The organism is Pseudomonas capeferrum (assembly GCF_013523055.1).
Classification (GTDB): Bacteria; Pseudomonadota; Gammaproteobacteria; order Pseudomonadales; family Pseudomonadaceae; genus Aquipseudomonas; species Aquipseudomonas capeferrum_A.
The window spans coordinates 58,321-79,682 of sequence record NZ_JAAMQM010000012.1 but is presented as its reverse complement, the minus strand read 5'-3'; the positions used below and the strand labels follow the sequence as shown (position 1 = coordinate 79,682).

General features: G+C 63.3%; 20 protein-coding genes. 7 read left to right on the top strand and 13 right to left on the bottom strand.

What is annotated here, in order from left to right; all coding sequences use genetic code 11:
* Positions 1-14 precede the first annotated feature (14 nt).
* From lnt to G7009_RS14910, 4 genes are read right to left on the bottom strand one after another with little or no spacing between them, the layout of a single operon-like run.
* On the bottom strand, positions 15-1,532 hold the full coding sequence (lnt, locus tag G7009_RS14925) for an apolipoprotein N-acyltransferase (protein ID WP_181130847.1): 1,518 nt from the start codon (positions 1,530-1,532) through the stop codon (positions 15-17).
* Between the two features lie 2 nt (positions 1,533-1,534).
* Positions 1,535-2,380 (bottom strand): HlyC/CorC family transporter, encoded by an 846-nt coding sequence (locus G7009_RS14920; RefSeq protein WP_181130846.1) that lies wholly within the window; start codon positions 2,378-2,380, stop codon positions 1,535-1,537.
* 5 nt (positions 2,381-2,385) lie between these two features.
* Positions 2,386-2,880: an rRNA maturation RNase YbeY gene (ybeY, locus tag G7009_RS14915; RefSeq protein WP_181130845.1), complete on the bottom strand. Its 495-nt coding sequence runs from the start codon at positions 2,878-2,880 to the stop codon at positions 2,386-2,388.
* Positions 2,873-3,871: a PhoH family protein gene (locus G7009_RS14910; protein WP_181130844.1), complete on the bottom strand. Its 999-nt coding sequence runs from the start codon at positions 3,869-3,871 to the stop codon at positions 2,873-2,875. The genes ybeY and G7009_RS14910 overlap by 8 nt, the downstream gene beginning before the upstream one ends.
* A 241-nt stretch (positions 3,872-4,112) precedes the next feature.
* Between G7009_RS14910 and G7009_RS14905 the strand changes: the two genes are divergently transcribed.
* Positions 4,113-4,439: a DUF1820 family protein gene (locus G7009_RS14905; protein WP_181130957.1), complete on the top strand. Its 327-nt coding sequence runs from the start codon at positions 4,113-4,115 to the stop codon at positions 4,437-4,439.
* A gap of 161 nt (positions 4,440-4,600) precedes the next feature.
* Here G7009_RS14905 and G7009_RS14900 read toward each other — a convergent pair whose 3' ends face one another.
* The 4 genes from G7009_RS14900 to G7009_RS14885 form a co-directional block, all read right to left on the bottom strand.
* On the bottom strand, positions 4,601-5,152 hold the full coding sequence (locus tag G7009_RS14900; protein ID WP_181130843.1) for a tetratricopeptide repeat protein: 552 nt from the start codon (positions 5,150-5,152) through the stop codon (positions 4,601-4,603).
* A 612-nt stretch (positions 5,153-5,764) separates the two neighbouring features.
* On the bottom strand, positions 5,765-7,066 hold the full coding sequence (gene hemL / locus G7009_RS14895) for a glutamate-1-semialdehyde 2,1-aminomutase (protein ID WP_181130842.1): 1,302 nt from the start codon (positions 7,064-7,066) through the stop codon (positions 5,765-5,767).
* A 19-nt stretch (positions 7,067-7,085) separates the two neighbouring features.
* Complete coding sequence (gene thiE / locus G7009_RS14890; RefSeq protein WP_181130841.1) at positions 7,086-7,706, bottom strand: thiamine phosphate synthase; 621 nt, start codon at positions 7,704-7,706, stop codon at positions 7,086-7,088.
* A 21-nt stretch (positions 7,707-7,727) separates the two neighbouring features.
* A complete protein-coding gene (locus tag G7009_RS14885) occupies positions 7,728-8,525 on the bottom strand; it encodes a hydroxymethylpyrimidine/phosphomethylpyrimidine kinase (protein ID WP_181130840.1) in 798 nt (265 codons plus the stop codon).
* A 267-nt stretch (positions 8,526-8,792) separates the two neighbouring features.
* On the opposite strand from G7009_RS14885, the gene G7009_RS14880 reads away from it, so the two are divergent.
* The 4 genes from G7009_RS14880 to G7009_RS14865 all read left to right on the top strand — a co-directional run bounded on the left by G7009_RS14880 (position 8,793) and on the right by G7009_RS14865 (position 14,707).
* On the top strand, positions 8,793-10,760 hold the full coding sequence (locus tag G7009_RS14880) for a sensor histidine kinase (protein WP_181130839.1): 1,968 nt from the start codon (positions 8,793-8,795) through the stop codon (positions 10,758-10,760).
* A 127-nt stretch (positions 10,761-10,887) separates the two neighbouring features.
* The gene (locus tag G7009_RS14875; RefSeq protein WP_181130838.1) at positions 10,888-12,540 is read left to right on the top strand and encodes an acyl-CoA dehydrogenase family protein; all 1,653 of its coding nucleotides are present in this window, start codon (positions 10,888-10,890) and stop codon (positions 12,538-12,540) included.
* A 67-nt stretch (positions 12,541-12,607) separates the two neighbouring features.
* Positions 12,608-14,071 (top strand): AMP nucleosidase, encoded by a 1,464-nt coding sequence (gene amn, locus G7009_RS14870; RefSeq protein ID WP_181130837.1) that lies wholly within the window; start codon positions 12,608-12,610, stop codon positions 14,069-14,071.
* Between the two features lie 6 nt (positions 14,072-14,077).
* Complete coding sequence (locus G7009_RS14865) at positions 14,078-14,707, top strand: pseudouridine synthase (RefSeq protein ID WP_258197948.1); 630 nt, start codon at positions 14,078-14,080, stop codon at positions 14,705-14,707.
* On the opposite strand, the gene G7009_RS14860 is transcribed toward G7009_RS14865, so the two are convergent.
* Both G7009_RS14860 and G7009_RS14855 read right to left on the bottom strand, forming a co-directional pair.
* Positions 14,704-14,907, bottom strand: a complete 204-nt coding sequence (locus tag G7009_RS14860) for a DUF2788 domain-containing protein (protein WP_181130836.1) — start codon at positions 14,905-14,907, stop codon at positions 14,704-14,706. The two genes, G7009_RS14865 and G7009_RS14860, sit on opposite strands and share 4 nt — an antisense overlap.
* A 58-nt stretch (positions 14,908-14,965) precedes the next feature.
* Complete coding sequence (locus G7009_RS14855) at positions 14,966-15,442, bottom strand: Lrp/AsnC family transcriptional regulator (protein ID WP_029611921.1); 477 nt, start codon at positions 15,440-15,442, stop codon at positions 14,966-14,968.
* 393 nt (positions 15,443-15,835) lie between these two features.
* Between G7009_RS14855 and G7009_RS14850 the strand changes: the two genes are divergently transcribed.
* Positions 15,836-16,663 carry a DUF6515 family protein gene (locus tag G7009_RS14850; protein WP_181130835.1) on the top strand — a complete coding sequence of 276 codons (828 nt, stop codon included), beginning with the start codon at positions 15,836-15,838 and terminating at the stop codon, positions 16,661-16,663.
* 69 nt (positions 16,664-16,732) lie between these two features.
* On the opposite strand, the gene G7009_RS14845 is transcribed toward G7009_RS14850, so the two are convergent.
* Together G7009_RS14845 and G7009_RS14840 are read right to left on the bottom strand one after the other, a co-directional pair.
* Positions 16,733-17,602, bottom strand: coding sequence for a cation diffusion facilitator family transporter (locus G7009_RS14845; protein WP_181130834.1), 870 nt, complete (start codon positions 17,600-17,602; stop codon positions 16,733-16,735).
* 22 nt (positions 17,603-17,624) lie between these two features.
* A complete protein-coding gene (locus tag G7009_RS14840; RefSeq protein ID WP_181130833.1) occupies positions 17,625-18,044 on the bottom strand; it encodes a polyribonucleotide nucleotidyltransferase in 420 nt (139 codons plus the stop codon).
* A gap of 117 nt (positions 18,045-18,161) precedes the next feature.
* Here G7009_RS14840 and hrpB point away from each other — a divergent pair, with 117 nt between their 5' ends.
* Positions 18,162-20,690, top strand: coding sequence for an ATP-dependent helicase HrpB (hrpB, locus tag G7009_RS14835; RefSeq protein ID WP_181130832.1), 2,529 nt, complete (start codon positions 18,162-18,164; stop codon positions 20,688-20,690).
* Between the two features lie 24 nt (positions 20,691-20,714).
* Here hrpB and G7009_RS14830 read toward each other — a convergent pair whose 3' ends face one another.
* Positions 20,715-21,215: a hypothetical protein gene (locus tag G7009_RS14830; protein ID WP_181130831.1), complete on the bottom strand. Its 501-nt coding sequence runs from the start codon at positions 21,213-21,215 to the stop codon at positions 20,715-20,717.
* Between the last annotated feature and the right edge of the window lie 147 nt (positions 21,216-21,362).

Here is a 21,362-nt window from a genome sequence, read left to right as displayed (position 1 = left end):
ATTCGTGCAAGCCATCAGACTGTCTTGGCGATACGCGCTGCCAACAGAGCCCAGCCCAGTAGCAGGGCGCAGACGATTGCCAGTGGCCAGGAGCGCCACTGCAGATAGGGGGTGAGTTGCCGCATCGGCACCACTTCGCCGTAGAGGATCGCCTGCTCGAACTGCGGGATCTGCGTGGTGATACGACCGAATGGGTCGATCAGCGCCGTGACACCGTTGTTGGTTGCGCGGATCATCCAGCGGCCCGCCTCCAGTGCTCGCATCTGTGCCATCTGCAAGTGCTGCAGCGGGCCGATGGAAGTGCCGAACCAGGTATCGTTGCTGATAGTCAGCAGCAGGTCGCTGCGTTTGGCCAGACCTGCGGCGAACTCGGGATAGACGACCTCGTAGCAGATATAAGGAGCGATCCGGTACCCCTTGGCCTGCAGCAGCGGCTGCTCGGCCGGGCCGCGGGCAAAGTCGGACATCGGCAGGTTGAAGAATTCGATAGCGCCACGCAGCATGTCCTGCAGTGGCACATACTCGCCGAAGGGCACCAGCTTCTGCTTGAAGTAGGTGCCGTCGCCTTCGCCTGCCACGGTGATGCCGTTGTAATAGCGACGCTGTCCATCGACCATCTCGCGCACTGGCACGCCGGTGATCAGCGCCGAGTGTCGCTGCGCGGCGAAACGGCCGACCATGTCGATGTAGCCCTGGGCCTGGTCCTTGAGTATCGGTACGGCGGTTTCCGGCCAGATCAGCAGATCGACCGGCTTGGAGGTGAAGCTCATGTCCCGGTACAGCGCCAGCTGTGCATCGATGTGCGCCGGGTCCCATTTCAGGTCCTGCTCGACATTGCCCTGGATAGCCGCAACGGTCAGCGGCTCGCCGGCCGGACGGGTCCAGGCATGATCCTTCAGGGCCAGGCCGATGACCCAGGGCGCCAGCAACAGGCAGACGCCAGCGGCCAGGAATGACGGTCGAGCGCGCAGGCGGTGCAGGTTGCACAGCAAGGCGGCGCTCAGCGCCAGGGCGAAGGAAACCAGCCATACGCCACCCAACGGAGCCAGGCCCGCCAGCGGGCCGTCCAGCTGGCTGTAGCCGGCGTACAGCCACGGGAATCCGGTGAGGAACCAGCCGCGGAACGATTCCTGGACCAACCACAAGGCCGCGAAGCACAACGCATCGGCAAGGGGCGCTTCATTGCGGCGCAGCCAGCGCGCCCAGAGCCAGGCGGGCAGGGCAAGGAACCAGGCGATGGCGGCGAAGAACGCCAGTAGCAGCAAGGTCGCCAGTAGCGGTGACGCGCCGCCGTAAGTATTGATGCTGACGTAGATCCAGCTGGTCCCCGCGCCATACAGCCCGAAGCCGTAGCACCAGCCGCGGCCCAGCGCCTGGCGCGGGCCGAGCTCGCGCAAACCGAGGTAGAAGAGAGCGATGGCGACGAGCGCCAGCGGCCAGACGTCGAAGGGCGCCAGGGCCAGGGAGGTAACGGCACCGGCCGCCACGGCCAGCAGGTTACCGGGCCAGCCGGGGCGGGTGATCCAGTGCATGATTATCCTTGGCGGTTGATCGGGGTCAGGCGCAGCAAATGGATTCGCCGGCTGTCGGCGTTGAGAATGCGGAACCGGTAGGCACCGATCTCGGTGGTCTCGTTACGCTTGGGCATATAGCCGAAGGCTTTCATGACCAAACCGCCGACGGTATCGAACTCGTCGTCCGAGAACTGCCCATCGAAGAACTCATTGAAGTTCTCGATCGGGGTCAGCGCCTTGATGAGGAAGTCGCCGCTGGGTAGCGGTTTTATGTAGCTGTCTTCCTCGACGTCGTGCTCGTCCTCAATGTCGCCGACGATCTGCTCGAGCACGTCCTCGATGGTCACCAGGCCAGCCACGCCGCCGTACTCGTCGATGACGATGGCCATGTGATTGTGGTTGGCGCGAAACTCGCGCAGCAGCACGTTGAGGCGCTTGGACTCCGGCACGAACGTGGCCGGGCGCAGCAAGTCCTTGATGTTGAAGCTGTCGCCGTTCTCCTTGAGGATCAGCGGCAGCAGGTCCTTGGCCAGCAGGACCCCCAGCACATCGTCATGGCTCTCGCCGATCACCGGGTAGCGCGAATGCGCGGCGTCGATCACCGCCGGCAGGAACTCGCGGGGTGTCTGGCTGGCCTTGATGCTGATCATCTGCGAGCGCGGGACCATGATGTCGCGTACCTGCAGGTCGGCGACCTGGATGGCGCCTTCGACGATGGCCAGCGCTTCGCTGTCGAGCAGCTTGTTCTGATGGGCTTCGCGCAGCAGCTCGAGGAGCTCCTGGCGGTTTTTCGGCTCATGGACAAAAGCCTGGGTCAGTTTACCCAGCCAGGACTTCTGCCCGTTGCTCGATCGATCTTCGCTCATGGCGGTTACTCGTGTTCCTTGCAGATATCAGTGTGTGTTGAATGGCAATCGTCGTCGGCGTAAGGGTCCGGATGGCCCAGTTCGGCCAACAGTGCCCGTTCCAGCGCTTCCATCTCTTCGGCCTCGTCGTCGTCGATATGGTCATAGCCGAGCAGATGTAGACAACCGTGAATGACGAGATGCGCCCAGTGCGCTTCAAGCGATTTGCCTTGTTCGGCGGCTTCGCGTTCGACCACGGGCACGCAGATCACCAGGTCGCCGAGCAGCGGAATGTCGAGCAGGTCGTCAGGCACATCGGCGGGGAAGGACAATACGTTGGTAGCGTAGTCCTTGTGCCGATAGGTGTGGTTGAGCTCGCGGCCTTCGGCCTCGTCGACCAGGCGGATGGTCATCTCCGAGTCGGCCGAGCGCTGGCGCAGGCCCAGTTCGCACCAGCGGCGAAACGCGGCGTCATCGGGGGCGGCGGCATCCGTCGCCCGTTGCAGGTCGAGTTCAAGCATTGCGCGCGGGTGCCTCGGGCTGGGCCGGTCGGGCTTCGAAGCGCTCGTACGCTTCGACGATACGCTGCACCAGCGGATGGCGAACGACGTCCTTGGGCTGGAAATGCGTGAAACTGATACCCGGTACGCCCTTGAGCACTTCGATCACGTGAGCCAGACCGGACTTGGTGCCGCGCGGCAGGTCGACCTGGGTGATGTCGCCGGTGATCACCGCGGTCGAGCCGAAGCCGATACGGGTGAGGAACATCTTCATCTGCTCGACCGTGGTGTTCTGGCTTTCGTCGAGGATGATGAAGCTGTTGTTCAAGGTGCGTCCGCGCATGTAGGCCAGCGGAGCGATCTCGATCACCTGGCGCTCTATCAGCTTGGCCACGTGCTCGAAGCCGAGCATCTCGTACAGGGCATCATAGAGCGGACGCAGGTACGGGTCGATCTTCTGGGCAAGGTCGCCGGGCAGGAAGCCAAGCTTCTCGCCGGCCTCGACGGCCGGGCGGACCAGCAGGATACGACGCACCTGCTCGCGCTCCAGCGCATCGACCGCGCAGGCAACGGCCAGGTAGGTCTTGCCGGTACCGGCCGGACCGATGCCGAAGTTGATGTCGTTGGCCAGGATTTCCTTGACGTAGCGCTGCTGGTTGACGCCGCGCGGGCGAATGTTGCCCTTGCGGGTACGCAACGACACGCTGACTTCGTTGATCGCAGGGTTTTCGAGCGTCTCCACGGCCGACTCCTGGATGAACAGGTGGACCGTTTCCGGCGACAGCTCGATCGCCTTGGTCTCGCGATAGAGACGGCGCAGCAGGCGCTCGGCGGAGGAGGTGGTCTGGGGTTCGCCGATCAGTTCGAACTGATTGCCGCGATTGCGGATCTCGATGGCCAGGCGCTGCTCGATAAGACGCAGGTGCTCATCGAACTGTCCGCACAGGTTGGCGAAACGATGGGCCTCGAAAGGTTCGAGGATGAAACGATGGGGTTCTATGGGCGCGTTCAAGGTCGTTTTTAGCCGCTCGACGGGCAATGGATGTGATCCAAGAATAACCCTTGAATGGCAGTGGCGAAAGCACTGAAACGATCAAGGGACATCCAGTTGTCGCCAGGCCCTGTCATGGGTTTCGCTCGCGGCGGTCCGGGGCGTCCCGGCGCGACGCTCTGACGGTGAATAACCGCCTTGCAACCCGGGGCGGTTTGCTATGATGCCGACCTTGTTCCCTCAGTCTGTTCCCCCTTCGACCATGACCAAACGCGACGCACCCCTCTATAAAGTGATTTTCCTCAACCAGGGACAGGTCTTCGAGATGTACGCGAAGCAGATCTACCAGAGCGACCTCTGGGGTTTTCTGGAGATTGAAGAGTTCGTCTTCGGCGAGCGCACGCAAATGGTGGTCGACCCCAGCGAAGAGAAGCTCAAGGCGCAGTTCGATGGCGTCCTGCGCAGCTTCGTGCCGATGCACTCGATCGTGCGTATCGACGAGGTCGAGCGCGCGGGCGCAGTGAAGATCAGTGAAGCCAAGGGCGGCAGCAATGTCATGCCGTTCCCGATGCCGATGCCGGAGAAGTAAGCGAGTGGCCTGGGCAGCTGATTCCTGCTCGACTTCGCTGTCAAGGCTTGCCGTGCCGCATTGCCAGTGCTCGCCGTGGCTGGGCCATGACCGTGCTCCGCGCCTTGCCTGGCAGGTGAGGGTACTCTAATTCGGGTAGTCGAACTTGACCGTACAGGCCATTAGGGCAGCGGCGCGAATGGAGTACGCCCATCGGCATTCTGCAGTTCCAGCAGGTACTTGCGGAAGATCTGGCCGAGAACCTGGGTGGCGTGCTCCAGTTCTTCGCGGGGCATCTTGGCCGACACCTCATCGGCCAGGTCGAGCGCATCCTCGGCGCCATTGACCGCGGCCATCTTCAGCACGATATAGGCCTGGACGTTGTTGGCCTGCACCCCTTCACCCTGGAAGAACATGCTGCCAAGTCGGTATTGCGCTTCGGCATGGCCCAGCAGCGAGGCCTGCTCGAAGTAGCTCAACGCCTTGCCGAGGTCACGAGGCGCCTGGTCGCCACTGTAGTAGAACTCGCCCAGCTCGTATTGCGCTTGCGCATCCCCTGCTTCTGCCGTCTGCTCGCACGCCTCCAGGGCCTTGGCCAGGTCCTCGGGCTGGACATTGAGAGTGCAGCGGCCCGTCGCCGGAATCAGCAACGAGTTACCACCCTCCGCCAGGGCCAGCAGGGGCTGAAGAAGCAACAGGCAGCCCAGGGTCAGGGCGCGGCCGGTGCGGTTCATGGGGATCGACTTACCTCTGCAAAGCTGCGGCCAATGTCTCTGGTGGCACATTATGGGATAAGCGGCGCCAACCTTACAAAGTTTTACGCGAATTTCTCTGTTGGTGACAGTGGGGTAGGGGCAGAGGGCGTGAGCAGGGGACGTCAGAAGGGCGCGTGGCGGGGAAAAGGGGGCATGCGTAGGTGGGCATGAGTGCAAAATGGATCGAGAGCGGGGCTTTGGAGATGGCAAAGCTCGCCGCGCTGGGCTTTCGCATTACCGCATCTATGGAGTTGGCTGGGCGCTGTGCATTGCCAGGCGAATCCTTCGGCCTCGATCGCGGGACAAGCCCGCTCGCCACTGGCTCTGTGCAACCCATTTGCACCGCCTCTTGTTTCCCAGGCCAACGCTGGAAGCCTGGCCTAGGCAGGCTCCCGGTGGCGAGCGGGCTTGTCCCGCGATCGAGGCCGAAGGACTCGCCTGGCAACAAGGCCTACCAAGCCTGCGCGGTGGTGATGGGTACACCGGTGGAAGAGCCACGATTCATGCCCCACCCACCTACCTGCAGGTAAAGCCAGTGCCCGATCTGACACCCGCTTTACCCCGGCTTCGATCTCGGGACGCCCGCAGAAACTAGACCTTGGCCAGTTCGGCAAACGCCCGCTCGGCTGCATCCAGCGTAATCTTCAATTCCTCATCCCCGTGAGCGATGGAAGTGAAGCCCGCCTCGAAGGCGCTCGGCGCCAGATACACGCCACCCTCAAGCATCAAGTGGAAGAAACGCTTGAACCGCTCCACATCGCTGGCCATCACATCGTCGAAGGTGACGATATCGTCGGCGCCGCTGAAGTACAGGCCAAACATGGCGCCGGCCTGGGTCGTCACGAAGGGTACGCCCGCTGCATCGGCGCGTTGCTGCAGACCGTCGAGCAGACGCGAGGTGAATGCGCTCAATTCGTCGTGGAAGCCAGGACGGCTGATCAATCGCAGCGTAGTCAAGCCGGCCGCCATGGCCAGTGGGTTGCCCGACAGGGTGCCCGCCTGGTAGACCGGGCCCAATGGCGCGATGCGCTCCATGATTTCGCGCTTGCCGCCGAAGCAGCCGACAGGCATGCCGCCGCCGACGATCTTGCCGAATGTCGACAAGTCAGGGGTGATGCCGTAATAGGCCTGAGCACCGCCCAGCGAGACGCGAAAGCCCGTCATCACTTCATCGAAGATCAGCACCACGCCGTGCTTGTCGCACTGCTCGCGCAGGCCCTCGAGGAAGCCTGGCGCAGGCGGTACACAGTTCATGTTGCCGGCCACGGGCTCGACGATGATGCAGGCGACGGTATCGCCGACTTCGGCGAGGGTCTTCTCGACCTCGGCGATGTCGTTGAACGGCAGGGTCAGTGTGTGTTTGGCGAAGTCCGCCGGTACCCCCGCCGAGCTTGGTACGCCTTGGGTCAGCAGACCGGAGCCGGCCTTGACCAGCAGGCTGTCGGAGTGACCGTGGTAGCAGCCTTCGAACTTGATGATGGCATCGCGACCGGTATAGCCACGGGCCAGGCGAATGGCGCTCATGGTCGCTTCGGTGCCCGAGCTGACCATGCGCACCATCTCCATCGAGGGCACCAGGGAGCAGACCAGGTCGGCCATTTCGGTTTCCATGGCGGTAGGGGCGCCGTAGGACAGGCCGTGGTCCAGCTGCTTGCGGACCGAGTCAAGCACCTCGGGATGGCTGTGACCCAAGATCATCGGACCCCAGGAGCCAACATAGTCGACATAGCGCTTGTCGTCCTCGTCGACGACATAAGCCCCTTCGGCATGCTTGAAGAACAGCGGCGTGCCGCCGACGCTACGGAAGGCACGCACGGGCGAGTTCACGCCACCGGGGATGTGTTTCTGGGCCTTGGCGAACAGGGATTCGGAACGGGTCTCGGTACTGGACATGGTGCTATCTCTCAAATCATTAAGCGAACAAGGCGTTGAAGGCGCGCGCGCGGCGGGTGACTTCATGCGTGCTGTCGGCGCCGAACAGGCCATGGATCACGGCCAGCAGGTCGGCGCCATGGGCCACCAGCGGGGCGGCATTGTCGAGGGTGATGCCGCCAATCACCGCAATCGGCAGTTTGATCCGAGCGCGGGCCTCTTTCAGCAGCCCAGGGTCGGCAGCCATTGCGCCTGGTTTGGTGACGGAGTTGAAGAATCGACCAAAAGCGACGTAGCTGGCACCTTCACGCGCGGCCTGCTCCGCCAGTTCGAGCTGGGCATGGCAGGTAGAGCCGATGATGGCCTCGCGGCCCAGCAAGGCACGCGCCGGCGTCAGCGGGCCATCGGTCTGGCCCAGGTGAACGCCCACGCCCAGGCGCGCGGCCAGTTCGGCATCGTCATTGATGATTAGCCGCGTGTCATAGCGCTCGCACAATTTCATCAAGGTCTCGGCCTCGCGCAGACGGCGGGCCTGGTCATCACTCTTGTCCCGGTACTGGAGAAGGCAGACGCCGCCTTCCAGCGCCGCCTCGACATAGGACAGGAAACGGCCGGCGAGCAGTTGGCTGTCGGTAATGGCATACAGGCCGCGTAGCTTCATTTCAAGCCTCGTGTAGGGGAGTCAGGAGCAGAAATCCAAGGGCAGGCGACGTGGGACGAACTGACCCCTGCCCAGTTGTTCGGCGTCGCGCAGCGTTCGCCAGGTATAGTCCAGCGCGCTGCGTACCGCGCTCTGCAGCTGCTCGCCGAGTGCCAGTCGTCCGGCCAGTGCGCTGGCCAGGGTGCAACCCGATCCGTGATAGCTACCCGGCAGGCGTTGGCAGATCCAGGTCTGGCTCTGGCCGTCACGGCTGTACAGGCGATTGTGGATTTCCTCCTCGTCGCCATGGCCGCCGGTGATCAGCAGGTTCCGGCAGAATGGCAGGAGCTGTTCGGCGCACTGGTCCGCGGTACCTTCGGGCAGCCCTGCCAGGATGCGCGCTTCGGGCAGGTTCGGCGTCGCGATGGTCGCCAACGGCAACAGACGCTCACGCAGGGCGTAGCCGACTTCGTCCTTGCCCAGCCGACCGCCGCCACCGGCGCGCAGGACCGGATCGCAGACCACCGGCAGGTGCGGGTACGCGGCCAGCAGCTCGGCGATGGTATCGACCATCTCGATCGAACCCAGCATGCCCAGCTTGACAGCCGCGACGGTGGAGTCGGTGAGGACGGCATTGGCCTGCGCCAGCACCCACTCGCGGTCGAGCACCCGAAAATCGGACACATTGACGGTATCCTGGACGGTCAGGGCAGTCACGGCAGGCGCGGCGTGACAGCCTTGAGCGATCAGGGCTTCTATATCTGCCTGCAGGCCGGCGCCGCCACTGGGGTCGTGGCCGGATAGACAGAGGACAACGGGGCGTGAGCTGTAGGTATTCATGGTGCGCGAGCTTACCATCAAACACTTTTCGCTGGGTTGTCCGACGTGGGGCTTGCGTTGATAGAGAGGCCTGAAGCTGCCTCGAAATGCCGCTGAAAGCCTCGTTCTAGAGCTGTCTAGGCGTAAGCGGGTAGCCATTGCTGGCAGCGCGGGGAAGCTATGCTAGAGTGCTTGGACAATTTCAATGAACGGGTCCTGCCGGATTTCGTTGTCTCAAAGGGAGAGGAGACCAACACGACACGAACGGACAGACCACGCTGGGGCTGTATGCACTATTTGCTGATGATTGTGCTGGGCTGGTTGCCCATGCTCGTCGGGGCTGTCGAGATCGACGATGCCACCCGTAGCCTGCCCTTGGGCAAGGTCATGCAGGTCTACGAAGATCCGGACGGTACCGCAAGTATCAGCCAGGTCAGCGCGCCGAGGTTTGCCAGTCGCTTTCGCCCACACGACCAACCGGTGCTCAACGCTGGTTATTCCACGTCGGTGTTCTGGCTGAAGGTCGATCTTTCCTATAACGCCACCCTTGCCACCCCAACGCGCCAGTGGCTACTGGAGCTGGCTTATCCGCCGCTCGATCACCTCGAACTCTTTCTCCCCGACCAGCAAGGTGGCTACCGCCTGGTACAGCGCACGGGCGATGCCTTGCCCTATGCCTCCCGGCAGATAAGGCAGGACAACTACCTTTTCGAAGTGCCGCTGCGGCCGGGGCAGTCCACCACGGTGTACCTGCGCCTGCACAGTCAAGGATCGATCCAGGCCCCGCTGACCCTGTGGTCGGCCGAGGCCTACCTGGAGCAACAGCCCACGCGGCTGTATGTACTGGGGATCATCTATGGGGTGTTGCTGGTGATGCTGGTGTACAACCTGGTCATCTATATCAGCGTGCGTGACATCAGTTACCTCTACTACATCCTCTATATCGCCTCGTTCGGCCTTTATCAGGTATCGGTCAACGGCGCTGGCGTGGCTTACTTCTGGCCGGACAGCCCCTGGTGGGCAAATGCCGCCACGCCGTTGTTCATCGGCGCCGCAGGGTTCTTCGGCTGTCAGTTCGCCCGCCATTTCTTGCAGATGGCCCGCCTCGGTCGAGGCTTCGACTGTCTTCTGCAGGTGCTCATGGCAGGCGGTGTGCTGGTGATGCTGTTGGCCGTGAGCATGCCCTATGGCGTTGCGTTGCGCATGGCCACGGTGTTGGCGCTGTTGTTCACCGTCAGCATCTTCGCCGCCGGACTCTACGCCTGGTCGCGAGGCCTGCGCGTCGCGCGCTATTTCATCGTTGCCTGGACGGCCTTTCTCCTGGGTGGACTGGTCAATACCCTGATGGTGCTGGGTTACCTGCCTAATGTCTTCCTGACCATGTACGCCAGCCAGCTCGGCTCGGCGCTGGAAGTCGCCTTGCTCGCACTGGCATTGGCAGACCGTATCAAGAGCATGCGCGAGGAACAGGCCAGGACCCTGCGTGAAAACGGCCGCACCCTGGAAGTACTCAACCAGCAGTTGGTCAAGAGCAATCGTCTCAAGGATGAATTCCTTGCCACTGTCACCCATGAACTGCGCACGCCGATGAGCGGCGTGCTCGGTTCGCTGGAGCTGATGCAGACCTTGCCAATGGGCGCCGAACTTGGCCAGTACCACCGCACCGCGACCGGTGCGGCACAGGACATGATGGCGATGGTCGATGACATCCTCATTCTTTCCGAGCTGCAGGCGGGCCGCGTGCGTGCCCATCCTGTGCCCTTCAGCCTGCGTCGATTGCTCCAGGAGGTACGCGCGGGTTATGCCGGGCAGGCCCAGGGCAAAGGTCTCTACCTCAGTCTGGACATACCGGCCGAGCTTCCTGACGGCCTGGTCGGCGATGCGCAAAAGCTCGCCCGCTGTCTGGCCTGCCTGGTGGACAATGGCCTGAAGTTCACCCATCAGGGCGGCGTCTTGCTGCAGGTGCGCGGGCGACGCCTCGGGCCTGACAGCATGGTCCTGACCGTCACCGTCAGTGACAGCGGTATCGGTTTCGAAGACCTGGACCAGGCCGTCCTGTATCAGCGTTTCTTCCAGGTCGATGGCTCCATGACCCGTCGCTATGGTGGCCTGGGCATCGGCTTGTCGATCTGCAGGCAGATGGGCGAGCTGATTGGCGCCAAGTTGTCGCATGAGTCGACCTGCGGCCTTGGTAGCCGCTTCGAGCTGCGCCTGACCCTGGCCCTTGCTCAGGCGCATGTCCCGTCCTACCACTGATGGGCGGACCAAAACGCTTCTAGTGGCCACACAGGCCACTTCTTAGGCATTTTTGTCACTTTGAGTCGCAGGGCAGGGATGCTTCACTGGATCTTCAGGCATGGCCGGATCCAGGAGTTCGCCTTCGATGAACCTGCACCAATACGCTGAAACCCACGAGGTCACCAACCAGCCGCCATCGCTGGACGGCGCCAACCTGTACCGCCTCGACCAGCCTCTGCAGGAGTGGTCGCGGCGCTTCGACGCAGGCTGGGCCCAAGCGCGTATCGATGCCTACGGCGCCTTGGCCGGAGGCCCCTTGATGGCCGCCGGTTTCCTCGCCAATCGGCACAAGCCGCAGTTCAGCAGTCATGATCGTTATGGGCATCGGGTCGATCTGGTGGAGTTCCATCCCGCCTACCACGAGCTGATGCGTACGGCGATCGAGCACGGTCTGCCTTCGCTGCCCTGGACCGACCCGCGCCCTGGTGCCCATGTGGCGCGTGCCTCCATGACTTATCTGCACAGTCAGGCCGAGGCAGGCAGTGGCTGCCCCTTGACCATGACCTTCGCGGCGGTGCCGACGCTGCGGTTGCAACCGGAGCTGGCGCGCTACTGGTTGCCCAAGGTGCTCGCATGTGAATACGACCCGCGCAATGTCGGTGACCGGCACAAGGCCGGGGTCACCCTGGGCATGGCAATGACCGAAAAGCAGGGCGGTACCGATGTGCGCGCCAACACCACCCGCGCCTACCCTGTCGGCAGCCCGGGGCCCGGCCAGGCCTACGAGCTGGTCGGTCACAAGTGGTTCTGCTCCGCGCCCATGTGCGATGCCTTCCTGACACTGGCCCAGACCGAACACGGGCTCAGTTGCTTCCTGCTACCCCGGCATCGCCCGGACGACAGCCGCAATCCGTTCTACATCCAACGCCTGAAAGACAAGCTCGGCAATTGCTCCAACGCCTCCAGCGAGGTGGAGTTCCGTGGTGCCTTGGCCTGGATGATCGGCGAGGAGGGCAGGGGCGTGCCGACCATCATCGAAATGGTGGCCATGACCCGCTTCGATTGCATGGTGGGTTCCAGTGCGCTCATGCGCCAGGCGCTGACCCAGGCCGCGCACCATTGTGCTCATCGCAAGGTCGGCGGGCGCGTGCTGGCGGAGCAACCCCTGATGCAGAACGTGCTGGCCGATCTGGCGCTCGAAAGCGAGGCGGCGCTGGCGCTAAGCCTACGCATGGGGCAGGCCCTGGACCAGTTGGCCGATCCCCAGCAAGCGCGGTTCGCGCGGCTGGTGACGGCAGTGGGCAAGTACTGGATCTGCAAGCGTGCTCCGGCCATGATCAACGAGGCCGCCGAGTGCCTGGGCGGTGCGGGGTACGTGGAGGACAGCATCTTGCCGCGCCTGTACCGCGAGGCACCGGTCAATTCGACCTGGGAGGGCTCGGGAAACGTGCAGTGCCTGGACGTGTTGCGAGCGTTGTCCAAGGAGCCCGGCGTGCTTGACGCCTTGTTCAGCGAACTGGGCGATGGCCATGGCGATCCGCGCCTGGCCGCGCATATCGGCCACCTCAAGGATGCCCTCGCCGACACCGCCGACATCCAGTACCGCGCCCGGCAGATTACCGAAGACATCGCCTTGGCGGTGCAAGCCAAGCTGCTGCTCGAAGCGGGCAATAGCGTGGTGAGCGATGCGTTCCTCGCCAGCCGACTGGGCGGCAGCGGTCGCACCTATGGCGCGCTGCCTCGCGGTATCGACGTGCAAGCGCTGATCGCTCGCTCGACGCCGGTCTGGCCGATGTGACAGGGGATGTCTTTACCGACGAATGTAGGCAAGATGGACGCATGCATGTTCAGACAGGAAGTACAGTGTGAGCCAAGCCTTTGTAGTTGTTGATACTCCCGAGCAGGCCGTCGACCGCCTGGCGGCCCTGCATGAACAGGCTACCGGGGCCCTCAGCCAGGCGCTCAAGCGCTACCTCATTGATCGCACCGAGCCGGACGCCGACGAGCGTGCGATGTTCCGCTACCCGGCCCTGCGCCTGACCTACTACTGCCATGGCGAAGCGCCAACCATCACCCGTGCCTATGCCAAGGTCCAGGTGGCGGGTACCTACAGTGTCACCGTGACCCAGCCCGCGGCGTTTCGCAGCTACTTGCTGGACCAGCTGCGCCCGCTGATGGACGACTTCACCGTTACCGTCGAAGTCGGTGTCAGCGACCAGAACATCCCTTACCCCTACGTGGTCGAGCAAGGTGACGAACTGGCGGGCACCGGCATCACCGCCGCCGCGCTGGCGCGCGTGTTCCCCAGCACCGACCTGTCGGCGGCCACCGACGGTATCGCCGATGGCCTGTACGACTGGGGCAACGCCGAAACCTTGCCGCTGGCGCTGTTCGACGCGGCGCGCGTGGATTTCTCCCTGCGCCGGCTGGTGCACTACACCGGCAGCGACTGGCGCCACGTGCAACCGTGGATCCTGCTGACCAACTACCACCGCTATGTCGACCAGTTCATCGCCCATGGTCTGGAACAGCTGCGCCAGGACCCACGGTTCGTGCGCATGATCCTGCCCGGCAACGTGATCATCGAAAACGGCATGGACGATGGGGAAGCCCAGGCCTTGGTCGCCAGCGTGATCTGGCACCGCTACCAGATGCCGGCCTATCACCTGATCGCCGCCGATGGTGACGGAGTCACCCTGGTCAACATCGGCGTCGGGCCGTCCAACGCCAAGAACATCACCGACCACCTTGCCGTGCTGCGTCCGCATTGCTGGCTGATGATCGGCCACTGTGGCGGGCTGCGGCAGTCGCAGACCATCGGTGACTACGTGCTGGCGCATGCCTATATGCGCCGTGACGGTATCCTCGACCGCGTGGTGCCGCCGAACATTCCGATCCCGGCCCTGGCGGAAGTGCAGATGGCCTTGCAGGAGGCGGCGGCCCAGGTTACCGGCGAACGTGGCGACGAGCTCAAGAAGCGTCTGCGCACCGGCACCGTGTTGACCTACGACGATCGTAACTGGGAACTGCGCTGGGCTCAGGAGCGGCCGTTGATCAACCTCTCCCGCGCGGTGGCGGTGGACATGGAAAGCGGCACCATCGCCGCCCAGGGCTATCGTCTGCGAGTGCCCTATGGCACCTTGCTCTGCGTCTCGGACAAGCCACTGCACAGCGAGATCAAGTTGCCCGGCTCGGCCAATGCCTTCTACAACCGCGCCGTCAGCCAGCACCTCAAGATCGGCATCGCCGCGCTCGACCTGCTGCGTACCGAGCTCAATTCGCTGCACTCGCGTAAACTGCGCAGCTTCGATGAGCCGCCGTTCCGCTGAGGTCGCATGCCCTTGCCCCCACGTTCCAAGCCGCGCCGTCCCTCGGTGCGGCCTGCCGGTCCGCGTCGCCCGCCCAAGGCGCCGCCGACCGAGCCCCGTCTGATCCTGTTCAACAAGCCTTTCGATGTCCTGACCCAGTTCAGTGATGGGGAAGGGCGTGCGACCTTGAAGGATTACCTCGATATTCCTGGCATCTACCCGGCCGGACGTCTGGATCGGGACAGCGAAGGGCTGCTCTTGCTCACCAATGACGGGCGCCTGCAGGCGCGCATCGCCGACCCTCGGCACAAGTTGCCCAAGACCTATTGGGTACAGGTCGAAGGCGAGCCCAGCGCTGAACAGCTGCAACGCCTGCGTGACGGCGTCGAGCTCAATGACGGCCCGACGTTACCCGCCGAGGCGCGCCAGCTGGATGAGCCGAGCCTGTGGCCGCGTAACCCCCCGGTGCGGTTTCGCAAGAGCGTACCGACCAGTTGGCTGGAACTGGTGATCCGCGAAGGACGCAACCGTCAGGTCCGGCGCATGACCGCCGCGGTCGGTTTGCCCACCCTGCGCCTGGTGCGGGTGCGCATCGGCGACTGGACGCTGGAGGGGCTGGAGCAAGGTGCCTGGCGCGAGGTGCCGGCACGACTCTAGACGCCTTCGATCATTCCGACGACCACGGTCTTGATGATGAAGGCCAGTACGCCCAGGCCAAGGACGAAGAACAGGATCAGGGTGCCGAAACGGCCTGCCTTGGACTTCTTCGCCAGGTCCCAGACGATGAAACCCATGAATCCGATCAGCACGGTAACCAGGATGATCATCATCCATTCTTCGAATACGGCAGGATCCATCTACATGCTCCAGGCAGGTTCAAGCGCGACAGTATAGATAGGTAGGGCCGGGTGCCGGTTAACGCAGATGCGTCAACGGCATCTCGGTGCTGGCCAGCACCTGGTTGAGCACGAAACTCGAGCGCACGCTGGTGACGCCTTCGATGCGGGTCAGGCTGCCCAGCAGCAATTTCTGGTAGTGGTCCATGTCCGGGACCACCACCTTGAGCTGGTAGTCCGCATCCATTCCCGTCACCAGGCTGCACTCGAGTACCTGCGGCAAGCTGCGGATGGCGGCTTCGAATGTCTCGAAACGTTCCGGGGTATGTCGGTCCATGCCGATCAATACATAGGCCGTGAGACTCAGGCCGAGCTTCTTGCGATCGAGCAGCGCGACCTGGCGGGAAATATAGCCATCGTCTTCCAGTTGCTTGACCCGACGCGAGCACGGCGAAGGCGACAGGCCGATGCGTTCGGCCAATTCCTGGTTGGAAATGCGTGCATCGCGCTGCAATTCGGCAAGGATGCTCAGGTCGTAGCGGTCAAGCTTGCTCATGAAGGAGGCCTTTTCTGTTCGGATTGCGGCGAATTATCGATCTTGAGTTAAAAATTGCGCAAGTACTATTTATCAGAGCAATCTTCGCAATCCCCTGCCGCACGCGATCCTCTATCGTTATCAACAGAATCACTGCCCGGACATCAGTCCACGGCGACCGCCCCATACGGGCCGTCGCGGCCAGCGATCCCACAGGATCCGCAGGCCCCCGGGCTACACACCATCCACGAGATGGCGTGAGGTGAGCCGACATCACAAGTGTCGAGCACGGACAACAAATTCTTGAAGGGAGGCCCTGAGGCCTCCCTTTTTTCATGCCTGGATTTCATCTGTACGGGCAAGGCTCGCGATAGACTGCCAGTCGTATAGAGGCAGTTTTGTCGAGAGGGCACCATGGGTATGCGCGTCTGGCGGTTGGCGGGAATCGGTTTACTGTGCATGGGAATCGGTCTGGCTGCCGCGGCCCAGGGGCCCGGTGACGGCCATGACCGGCATGCCCCACGGGATCCCAACGGCGCAGGTAGCTCGCCGCTGAACTCGCGTGACGAAGTCCGCCAGACCCAGGCACCGCGCCAAGGGCATTACCAGGACATACCGCGGCGCTCCGGTGACAGTCGCCACTGGCAGGCCGGGGGGGCGGGGCAGCGCCCGGGCGGCGATTGGGCCGGGCGTCCCGATGGGCATGGCAGCGGCTGGGGGAGCGGACCGCAGTATCGTCCTGGGCATACCATCGACCGTTTCCCGGATCGCTACTGGAAAGTCCCCTATCGAGGCGAGGAATACTTCTATTCGGACGGTTATTGGTATCGTCCCCACAGTAGCGGCTATGTGGTAATACGCCCACCCTATGGGGTACGCGTCACTTCCCTGCCCAGTTATGCGCAGGAGGTCTGGGTGGGCGGCGCGCTGTTCTTCCTGGCGGCGGACACCTACTACCAATACCTGTCGGATACCGGCGAGTACGTCGTGGTCAATCCCCCGACCCTTGCGCCGGCTCCTGCATCTCAGGCAGCAGGCGGCTACGACCTGATCGCCTATCCCTTGTACGGACAACTCCCGCAGCAGCAGGACGAAGATCGCTACCAGTGCCATCGCTGGGCCGTAGATCAGTCAGGATTCGACCCTGCCGCGGCATCCCACGCGCCACCGCCCAATGTCGCCGACACTTACCGGCGAGCATTGGGCGCGTGCCTGAGCGGGCGAGGCTACAGCGTGAACTGAACCTCGGCGAGCGCAAGCATGCGGTCGAAAGGGTTGCAGCCGTGCGATCTGCAGATCGACATGATCCGCTCAGACCGGATCGGCATGCACTATCACATCCGCCCGCGGATACCGTTGGCGAATGGCGGCGGACGCTTGCACGCACAAGGCGTGGGCATCATGAAGTGGCAGGTCTCCCGGCAGTTCCAGATGCACCTGAACGAACCAATGGCTTCCCGATACGCGGGTACGCAGGTCATGCGCGCCCTTTACCCCGGGGATCGCACAGACGACCTCGAGCATCTGCTGGCCGATATCCACCGGCAGTTCCTGGTCCATCAGGATCGCTGTACTTTCCCGGGCGATCTGCAAGGCGCTCCAGAGGATGTAGAACGCGATGCCCAGGCCAAACAGGGCATCCAGCTGCGGCCAGCCCATGCGTGCCAGTAGCAGAGCGAGCAGAATGCTGCCGTTGAGCAGCAGGTCGGAGCGGTAATGCAGGGAGTCGGCGCGTACCGCCGTGGAGCCGGTTGCGCGGATGACCTTGCGCTGGAAGGCCAGCAAGGCCACGGTCAGCCCCAGCGACAGCAGCATCACCGCAATACCGACGCCCGTGTCGCCCAGTGGTTGCGGCGACTGCAGGCGCCCGAACGCCTGCACACCGATCAATGCCGCGCTGGCCCCGATGAACAGGGCTTGGGCCATTCCCGCCATTGCCTCGGCCTTGCCATGGCCAAACCGGTGATCGTCGTCAGCCGGACGTAGCGCGTAATGTACCGCCAGCAGGTTGAGCAATGACGCGACCGCGTCCAGGGCCGAATCGGTCAGCCCCGCCAGCAGGCTTACCGAACCACTGAGCCACCAGCCGATGGCCTTGCTCACCACCAGAATGCTGGCGACGGCAAGCGAAGCCCGCGTCGCCAGACGCAGGAGCCGTTGGTGCTCGGCTGTCGGGTTCATGCTGCCACTGTCTTCATGGCGATCAGGCCGCTGGCGCCAGACCGTAGGCAGCCAGTTGCTCGACGCTGCCGCGATGCTGGATCAGGCGTGGATCGTTCAACGGCAGGCGTTGGCCCAGCTCGCTTTCCAGAATGGCCTGAAGCTTGGCCTTGTCGACCTGGCCGTCGGCGGTAATGGCTTGCTTGAGCTTTTCCGGCGCGACCTGCGCGGTGGCGCCACCGGGGTAGTAGATCGCGCCAGTGGCGAAGTCTATGCCGAATGCGATCAACCCAGGGATGACATAGAACAGGATGCCGATGGCATCGAGAGCGGCGACCACCGGGTCGATCCGACCTTCGATCTGCCCACGGCGATCGGGGTAGAACAAGGTGCCGCAGGCCGTCAGCTGGGTCAGCAGGGTAGCGACCAGAGCACTACCGATGACACGGGAAGGGATACGCATGTGAATCTCCGGAATGAAAGCGCAACGGTACAGGTCATGAGCCTGCATCCACTACTAGGACCATGGCAAGAGACGCCAGGTTCGCCGTTATACTCGTCGGCCTGCCCGAGGACCACCATGATTTCACTACCGATCGATGCCGTATTGCCTGCCTTGCGCCAGGCCTTGAAAGAACGCCACGAAGCCGTGCTCGAAGCGCCGCCCGGTGCCGGCAAGACCACGCGCGTGCCGTTGGCCCTGCTCGACGAGCCCTGGCTGGCCGGGCAGCGCATCATCATGCTCGAACCCCGCCGCTTGGCCGCGCGCGCGGCAGCGGAACGATTGGCGAGCGAACTGGGCGAAAAGGTAGGCGAGACTGTCGGCTACCGCATTCGCCTGGACAGCAAGATTGGTCCGAATACGCGCATCGAAGTCGTCACCGAAGGCATTCTCACCCGTCGTCTGCAGGCCGACCCGGCGCTGGACGGGGTAGGACTGCTCATTTTCGACGAGTTCCACGAGCGGAGTCTCGATGCTGACCTGGCACTGGCCCTGAGTCTCAACGGCCGTGAACTGTTGCGCGACGATCCGCCGCTGAAGATTCTGCTGATGTCCGCGACCCTGGAAGGCGAGCGGCTGTCGCGTCTGCTCGACGAGGCACCGATAGTCAGCAGCCAAGGGCGCATGCACCCAGTGCAGACACACTGGGGGCGTCCCTTCCAGCCAGGCGAGTTCATCGAGCCGCGTGTAGTGGACACCGTCGTGCAGGCGGTGACCGATGAAGACGGCAGCTTGCTGGTCTTTCTGCCGGGGCAGGCCGAGATCCGCAGGGTGCATCAGTCCTTGCAAGAGGTGCTGGGCGAACGCGGGGACATCCTGCTCTGCCCGCTTCACGGCGAGCTTGACCTGAACGCCCAGCGCGCCGCCATCGAGCCCGCGCCCGTGGGGCAGCGCAAGATCGTGCTGGCCACCAACATCGCCGAAACCAGTCTGACCATCGATGGCGTGCGCGTGGTCATCGACGCGGGGCTGGCGCGGGTGCCGCGGTTCGACCCAGGCAGCGGCATGACCCGCCTGGACACCCAGCGTATCTCCCGAGCCAGCGCCACCCAACGAGCAGGTCGGGCCGGTCGATTGGAGCCGGGCGTGTGCTATCGCCTCTGGTCCGAGGCCCAGCATGAACAACTGGCGGCACACGGCAGCGCCGAGATCCTTCAGGCCGATCTTGCCGGCCTGGCCTTGCAACTGGCACGTTGGGGGGTCGCGCCGGATCAGTTGCGCTGGCTCGACCAGCCACCTGCAGCGGCTTATGCCCAGGCTCAGGACCTGCTTGTCCGGCTGGGCGCCTGCAAGCCAGGCACTCGCGACAGCTTGAACGATCATGGTCAAGCCATGGCGCAATTACCTGCCCACCCACGTATCGCGCACTTGCTGCTACGCGGCCATTCGCTGGGCTTGGCGGAAATGGCCTGCGATGTCGCCGCGCTGCTGGGGGAGCGCGATATTCTCAGGGGGCAGGGCGCCGACCTGCACAGCCGCCTGGCGCTGTTGGGTGGCGAGATCCGGGCGTCGCGTGGCAGTCAGGGCGGGGTTCAGCGAGCGCGGCAACTGGCACGCCAGTACCGCGCCCAACTGCGTGGCAAGGCGGGCTCCCCGGTCGCCGATCCGGATCATCCTCGTTGGCTTGGGGCCTTGCTGGCTCTGGCCTACCCTGATCGTGTCGCCCAGCAACGACGTGAGGGTGGCGCGGAATATCGCCTGGCCAATGGCCGCGCCGCGCTGTTCGGTGTAGCCGATGCCTTGATGAAACACCCTTGGTTGGTGATCGCTGACCTGGGCAGTCGCCATGGGCAGCGCGAGGAACGTATCTACCTCGCGGCCGACTTCGATCCGACCCTGTTCGATGGGGTATTGGCCGAACAGGTCGAGACCTTGGACATTCTTGATTGGGATGACCGCGAACAGGTGCTTCGCGCCGAGCGTCAGCGCAAGGTTGGCGAACTGGTGCTCAGCCGCGAGCCATTGCCCGGCCTTGACGAAGATGCCCGCGCGCGCGCATTGGTGGGCCTGGTGCGGCGCAAGGGACTTGCGCTGCTGCCCTGGACGCCGGAACTGCGCCAATGGCAGGCGCGAGTATCTCTGTTGCGTCAATTGGACCTGGAACGAAACGGTCAAAGCGAATGGCCCGATCTGAGCGACACCGCCTTGCTCGTCTCGCTTGAAAACTGGTTGCAGCCTTACCTGGGCAAGGTTTCGCGCCTGAGTCATTTCGCCCAACTGGATCTCTCATCGCTGCTGCGCAATCTGCTGCCCTGGCCACTTCCCCAACGCCTGGAGGAGCAGGCGCCCGTGCACCTGGGCGTGCCTTCCGGCTCGAACATTCGCCTGGACTACAGCGAAACGCCTCCCATCCTGGCCGTGCGCCTGCAGGAGCTTTTCGGCTTGGCGGATACACCGCGCATCGCCCAGGGCCGGTTGCAGGTCAAATTACACTTGTTGTCACCCGCTCGTCGCCCGGTGCAGGTGACACAGGACCTGGCCAATTTCTGGCGAACGACCTACGCCGAGGTGAAGAAAGATCTCAAGGGACGGTATCCCAAGCACTATTGGCCGGATGACCCGCTGGTGGCGGAAGCCACCGCGCGGGCCAAACCGAGGAAAGGATGAGGCCGGCGTCAGTGAGTCGTCTTTTCAGACCCGCCGTATGACATAGTCATGCACGGCGCCTTCGCCAGTGGTCAGAAAGACGGCATCCCTTACTTTACGATTGTCATGGTCAGGCTCGGCCTTGACCTGATGTCCCAGATGATCTCTCAGCCGGCAGCGGAGCAGGTCTTGCTCCCAATTCAGCGGCTCGAGCTTGAGGTGATCGACGACCTCGGCGACGCGGTAGAGGCCCAGGTAACCATTACGGCTGATACCCAGTTTCTTGCCGCTGTGACTGCCAGTGCCCAGTACATGGACATGAATGCGGTCATCTGTCCTCGAATGGAAAACGAACTTGAAGACTGGGGAGGCTTCCTGGCCTCCGGCTTGCAACCAGTCATGGCTCTCCACGCCGGTCCAGGTGAATCGGTCATCGGCGCGGCTCAGGCGCAGCGGAATGCACTGCTCATCTCGCACCAGGTAGATCTGCCCCAGGAAAGAATCATTGATGTCTCCCCATTGGGCATCATCGGGTTTGTCAGTCATAGGAACTCCATTTCGTCTTAGGGAATGTGTCGACGACACAAGCCACGCACCCTAAGTCTCTGGATACCAGGGTGGGAGAAAGAAGCGTTTCCTTGATGCACGCGTTGCCAAGCAAGCGCAGGAGAGCGGGCTTGCCCATTGAACTTG

Bases quoted from the DNA above. Each gene is read 5' to 3' on its own strand.
- G7009_RS14885 (WP_181130840.1), bottom strand. From the start codon at position 8,525: ATGAATACCTACAGCTCACGCCCCGTTGTCCTCTGTCTATCCGGCCAC.
- G7009_RS14855 (WP_029611921.1), bottom strand. From the start codon at position 15,442: ATGAGCAAGCTTGACCGCTACGACCTGAGCATCCTTGCCGAATTGCAG.
- G7009_RS14875 (WP_181130838.1), top strand. From the start codon at position 10,888: ATGAACCTGCACCAATACGCTGAAACCCACGAGGTCACCAACCAGCCG.
- G7009_RS14830 (WP_181130831.1), bottom strand. From the start codon at position 21,215: ATGACTGACAAACCCGATGATGCCCAATGGGGAGACATCAATGATTCT.
- G7009_RS14880 (WP_181130839.1), top strand. From the start codon at position 8,793: ATGCACTATTTGCTGATGATTGTGCTGGGCTGGTTGCCCATGCTCGTC.
- hrpB (WP_181130832.1), top strand. From the start codon at position 18,162: ATGATTTCACTACCGATCGATGCCGTATTGCCTGCCTTGCGCCAGGCC.
- G7009_RS14845 (WP_181130834.1), bottom strand. From the start codon at position 17,602: ATGAACCCGACAGCCGAGCACCAACGGCTCCTGCGTCTGGCGACGCGG.
- ybeY (WP_181130845.1), bottom strand. From the start codon at position 2,880: ATGCTTGAACTCGACCTGCAACGGGCGACGGATGCCGCCGCCCCCGAT.
- G7009_RS14905 (WP_181130957.1), top strand. From the start codon at position 4,113: ATGACCAAACGCGACGCACCCCTCTATAAAGTGATTTTCCTCAACCAG.
- thiE (WP_181130841.1), bottom strand. From the start codon at position 7,706: ATGAAGCTACGCGGCCTGTATGCCATTACCGACAGCCAACTGCTCGCC.
- G7009_RS14865 (WP_258197948.1), top strand. From the start codon at position 14,078: ATGCCCTTGCCCCCACGTTCCAAGCCGCGCCGTCCCTCGGTGCGGCCT.
- G7009_RS14860 (WP_181130836.1), bottom strand. From the start codon at position 14,907: ATGGATCCTGCCGTATTCGAAGAATGGATGATGATCATCCTGGTTACC.
- G7009_RS14840 (WP_181130833.1), bottom strand. From the start codon at position 18,044: ATGCGTATCCCTTCCCGTGTCATCGGTAGTGCTCTGGTCGCTACCCTG.
- G7009_RS14900 (WP_181130843.1), bottom strand. From the start codon at position 5,152: ATGAACCGCACCGGCCGCGCCCTGACCCTGGGCTGCCTGTTGCTTCTT.
- G7009_RS14920 (WP_181130846.1), bottom strand. From the start codon at position 2,380: ATGAGCGAAGATCGATCGAGCAACGGGCAGAAGTCCTGGCTGGGTAAA.
- G7009_RS14850 (WP_181130835.1), top strand. From the start codon at position 15,836: ATGGGTATGCGCGTCTGGCGGTTGGCGGGAATCGGTTTACTGTGCATG.
- lnt (WP_181130847.1), bottom strand. From the start codon at position 1,532: ATGCACTGGATCACCCGCCCCGGCTGGCCCGGTAACCTGCTGGCCGTG.
- hemL (WP_181130842.1), bottom strand. From the start codon at position 7,066: ATGTCCAGTACCGAGACCCGTTCCGAATCCCTGTTCGCCAAGGCCCAG.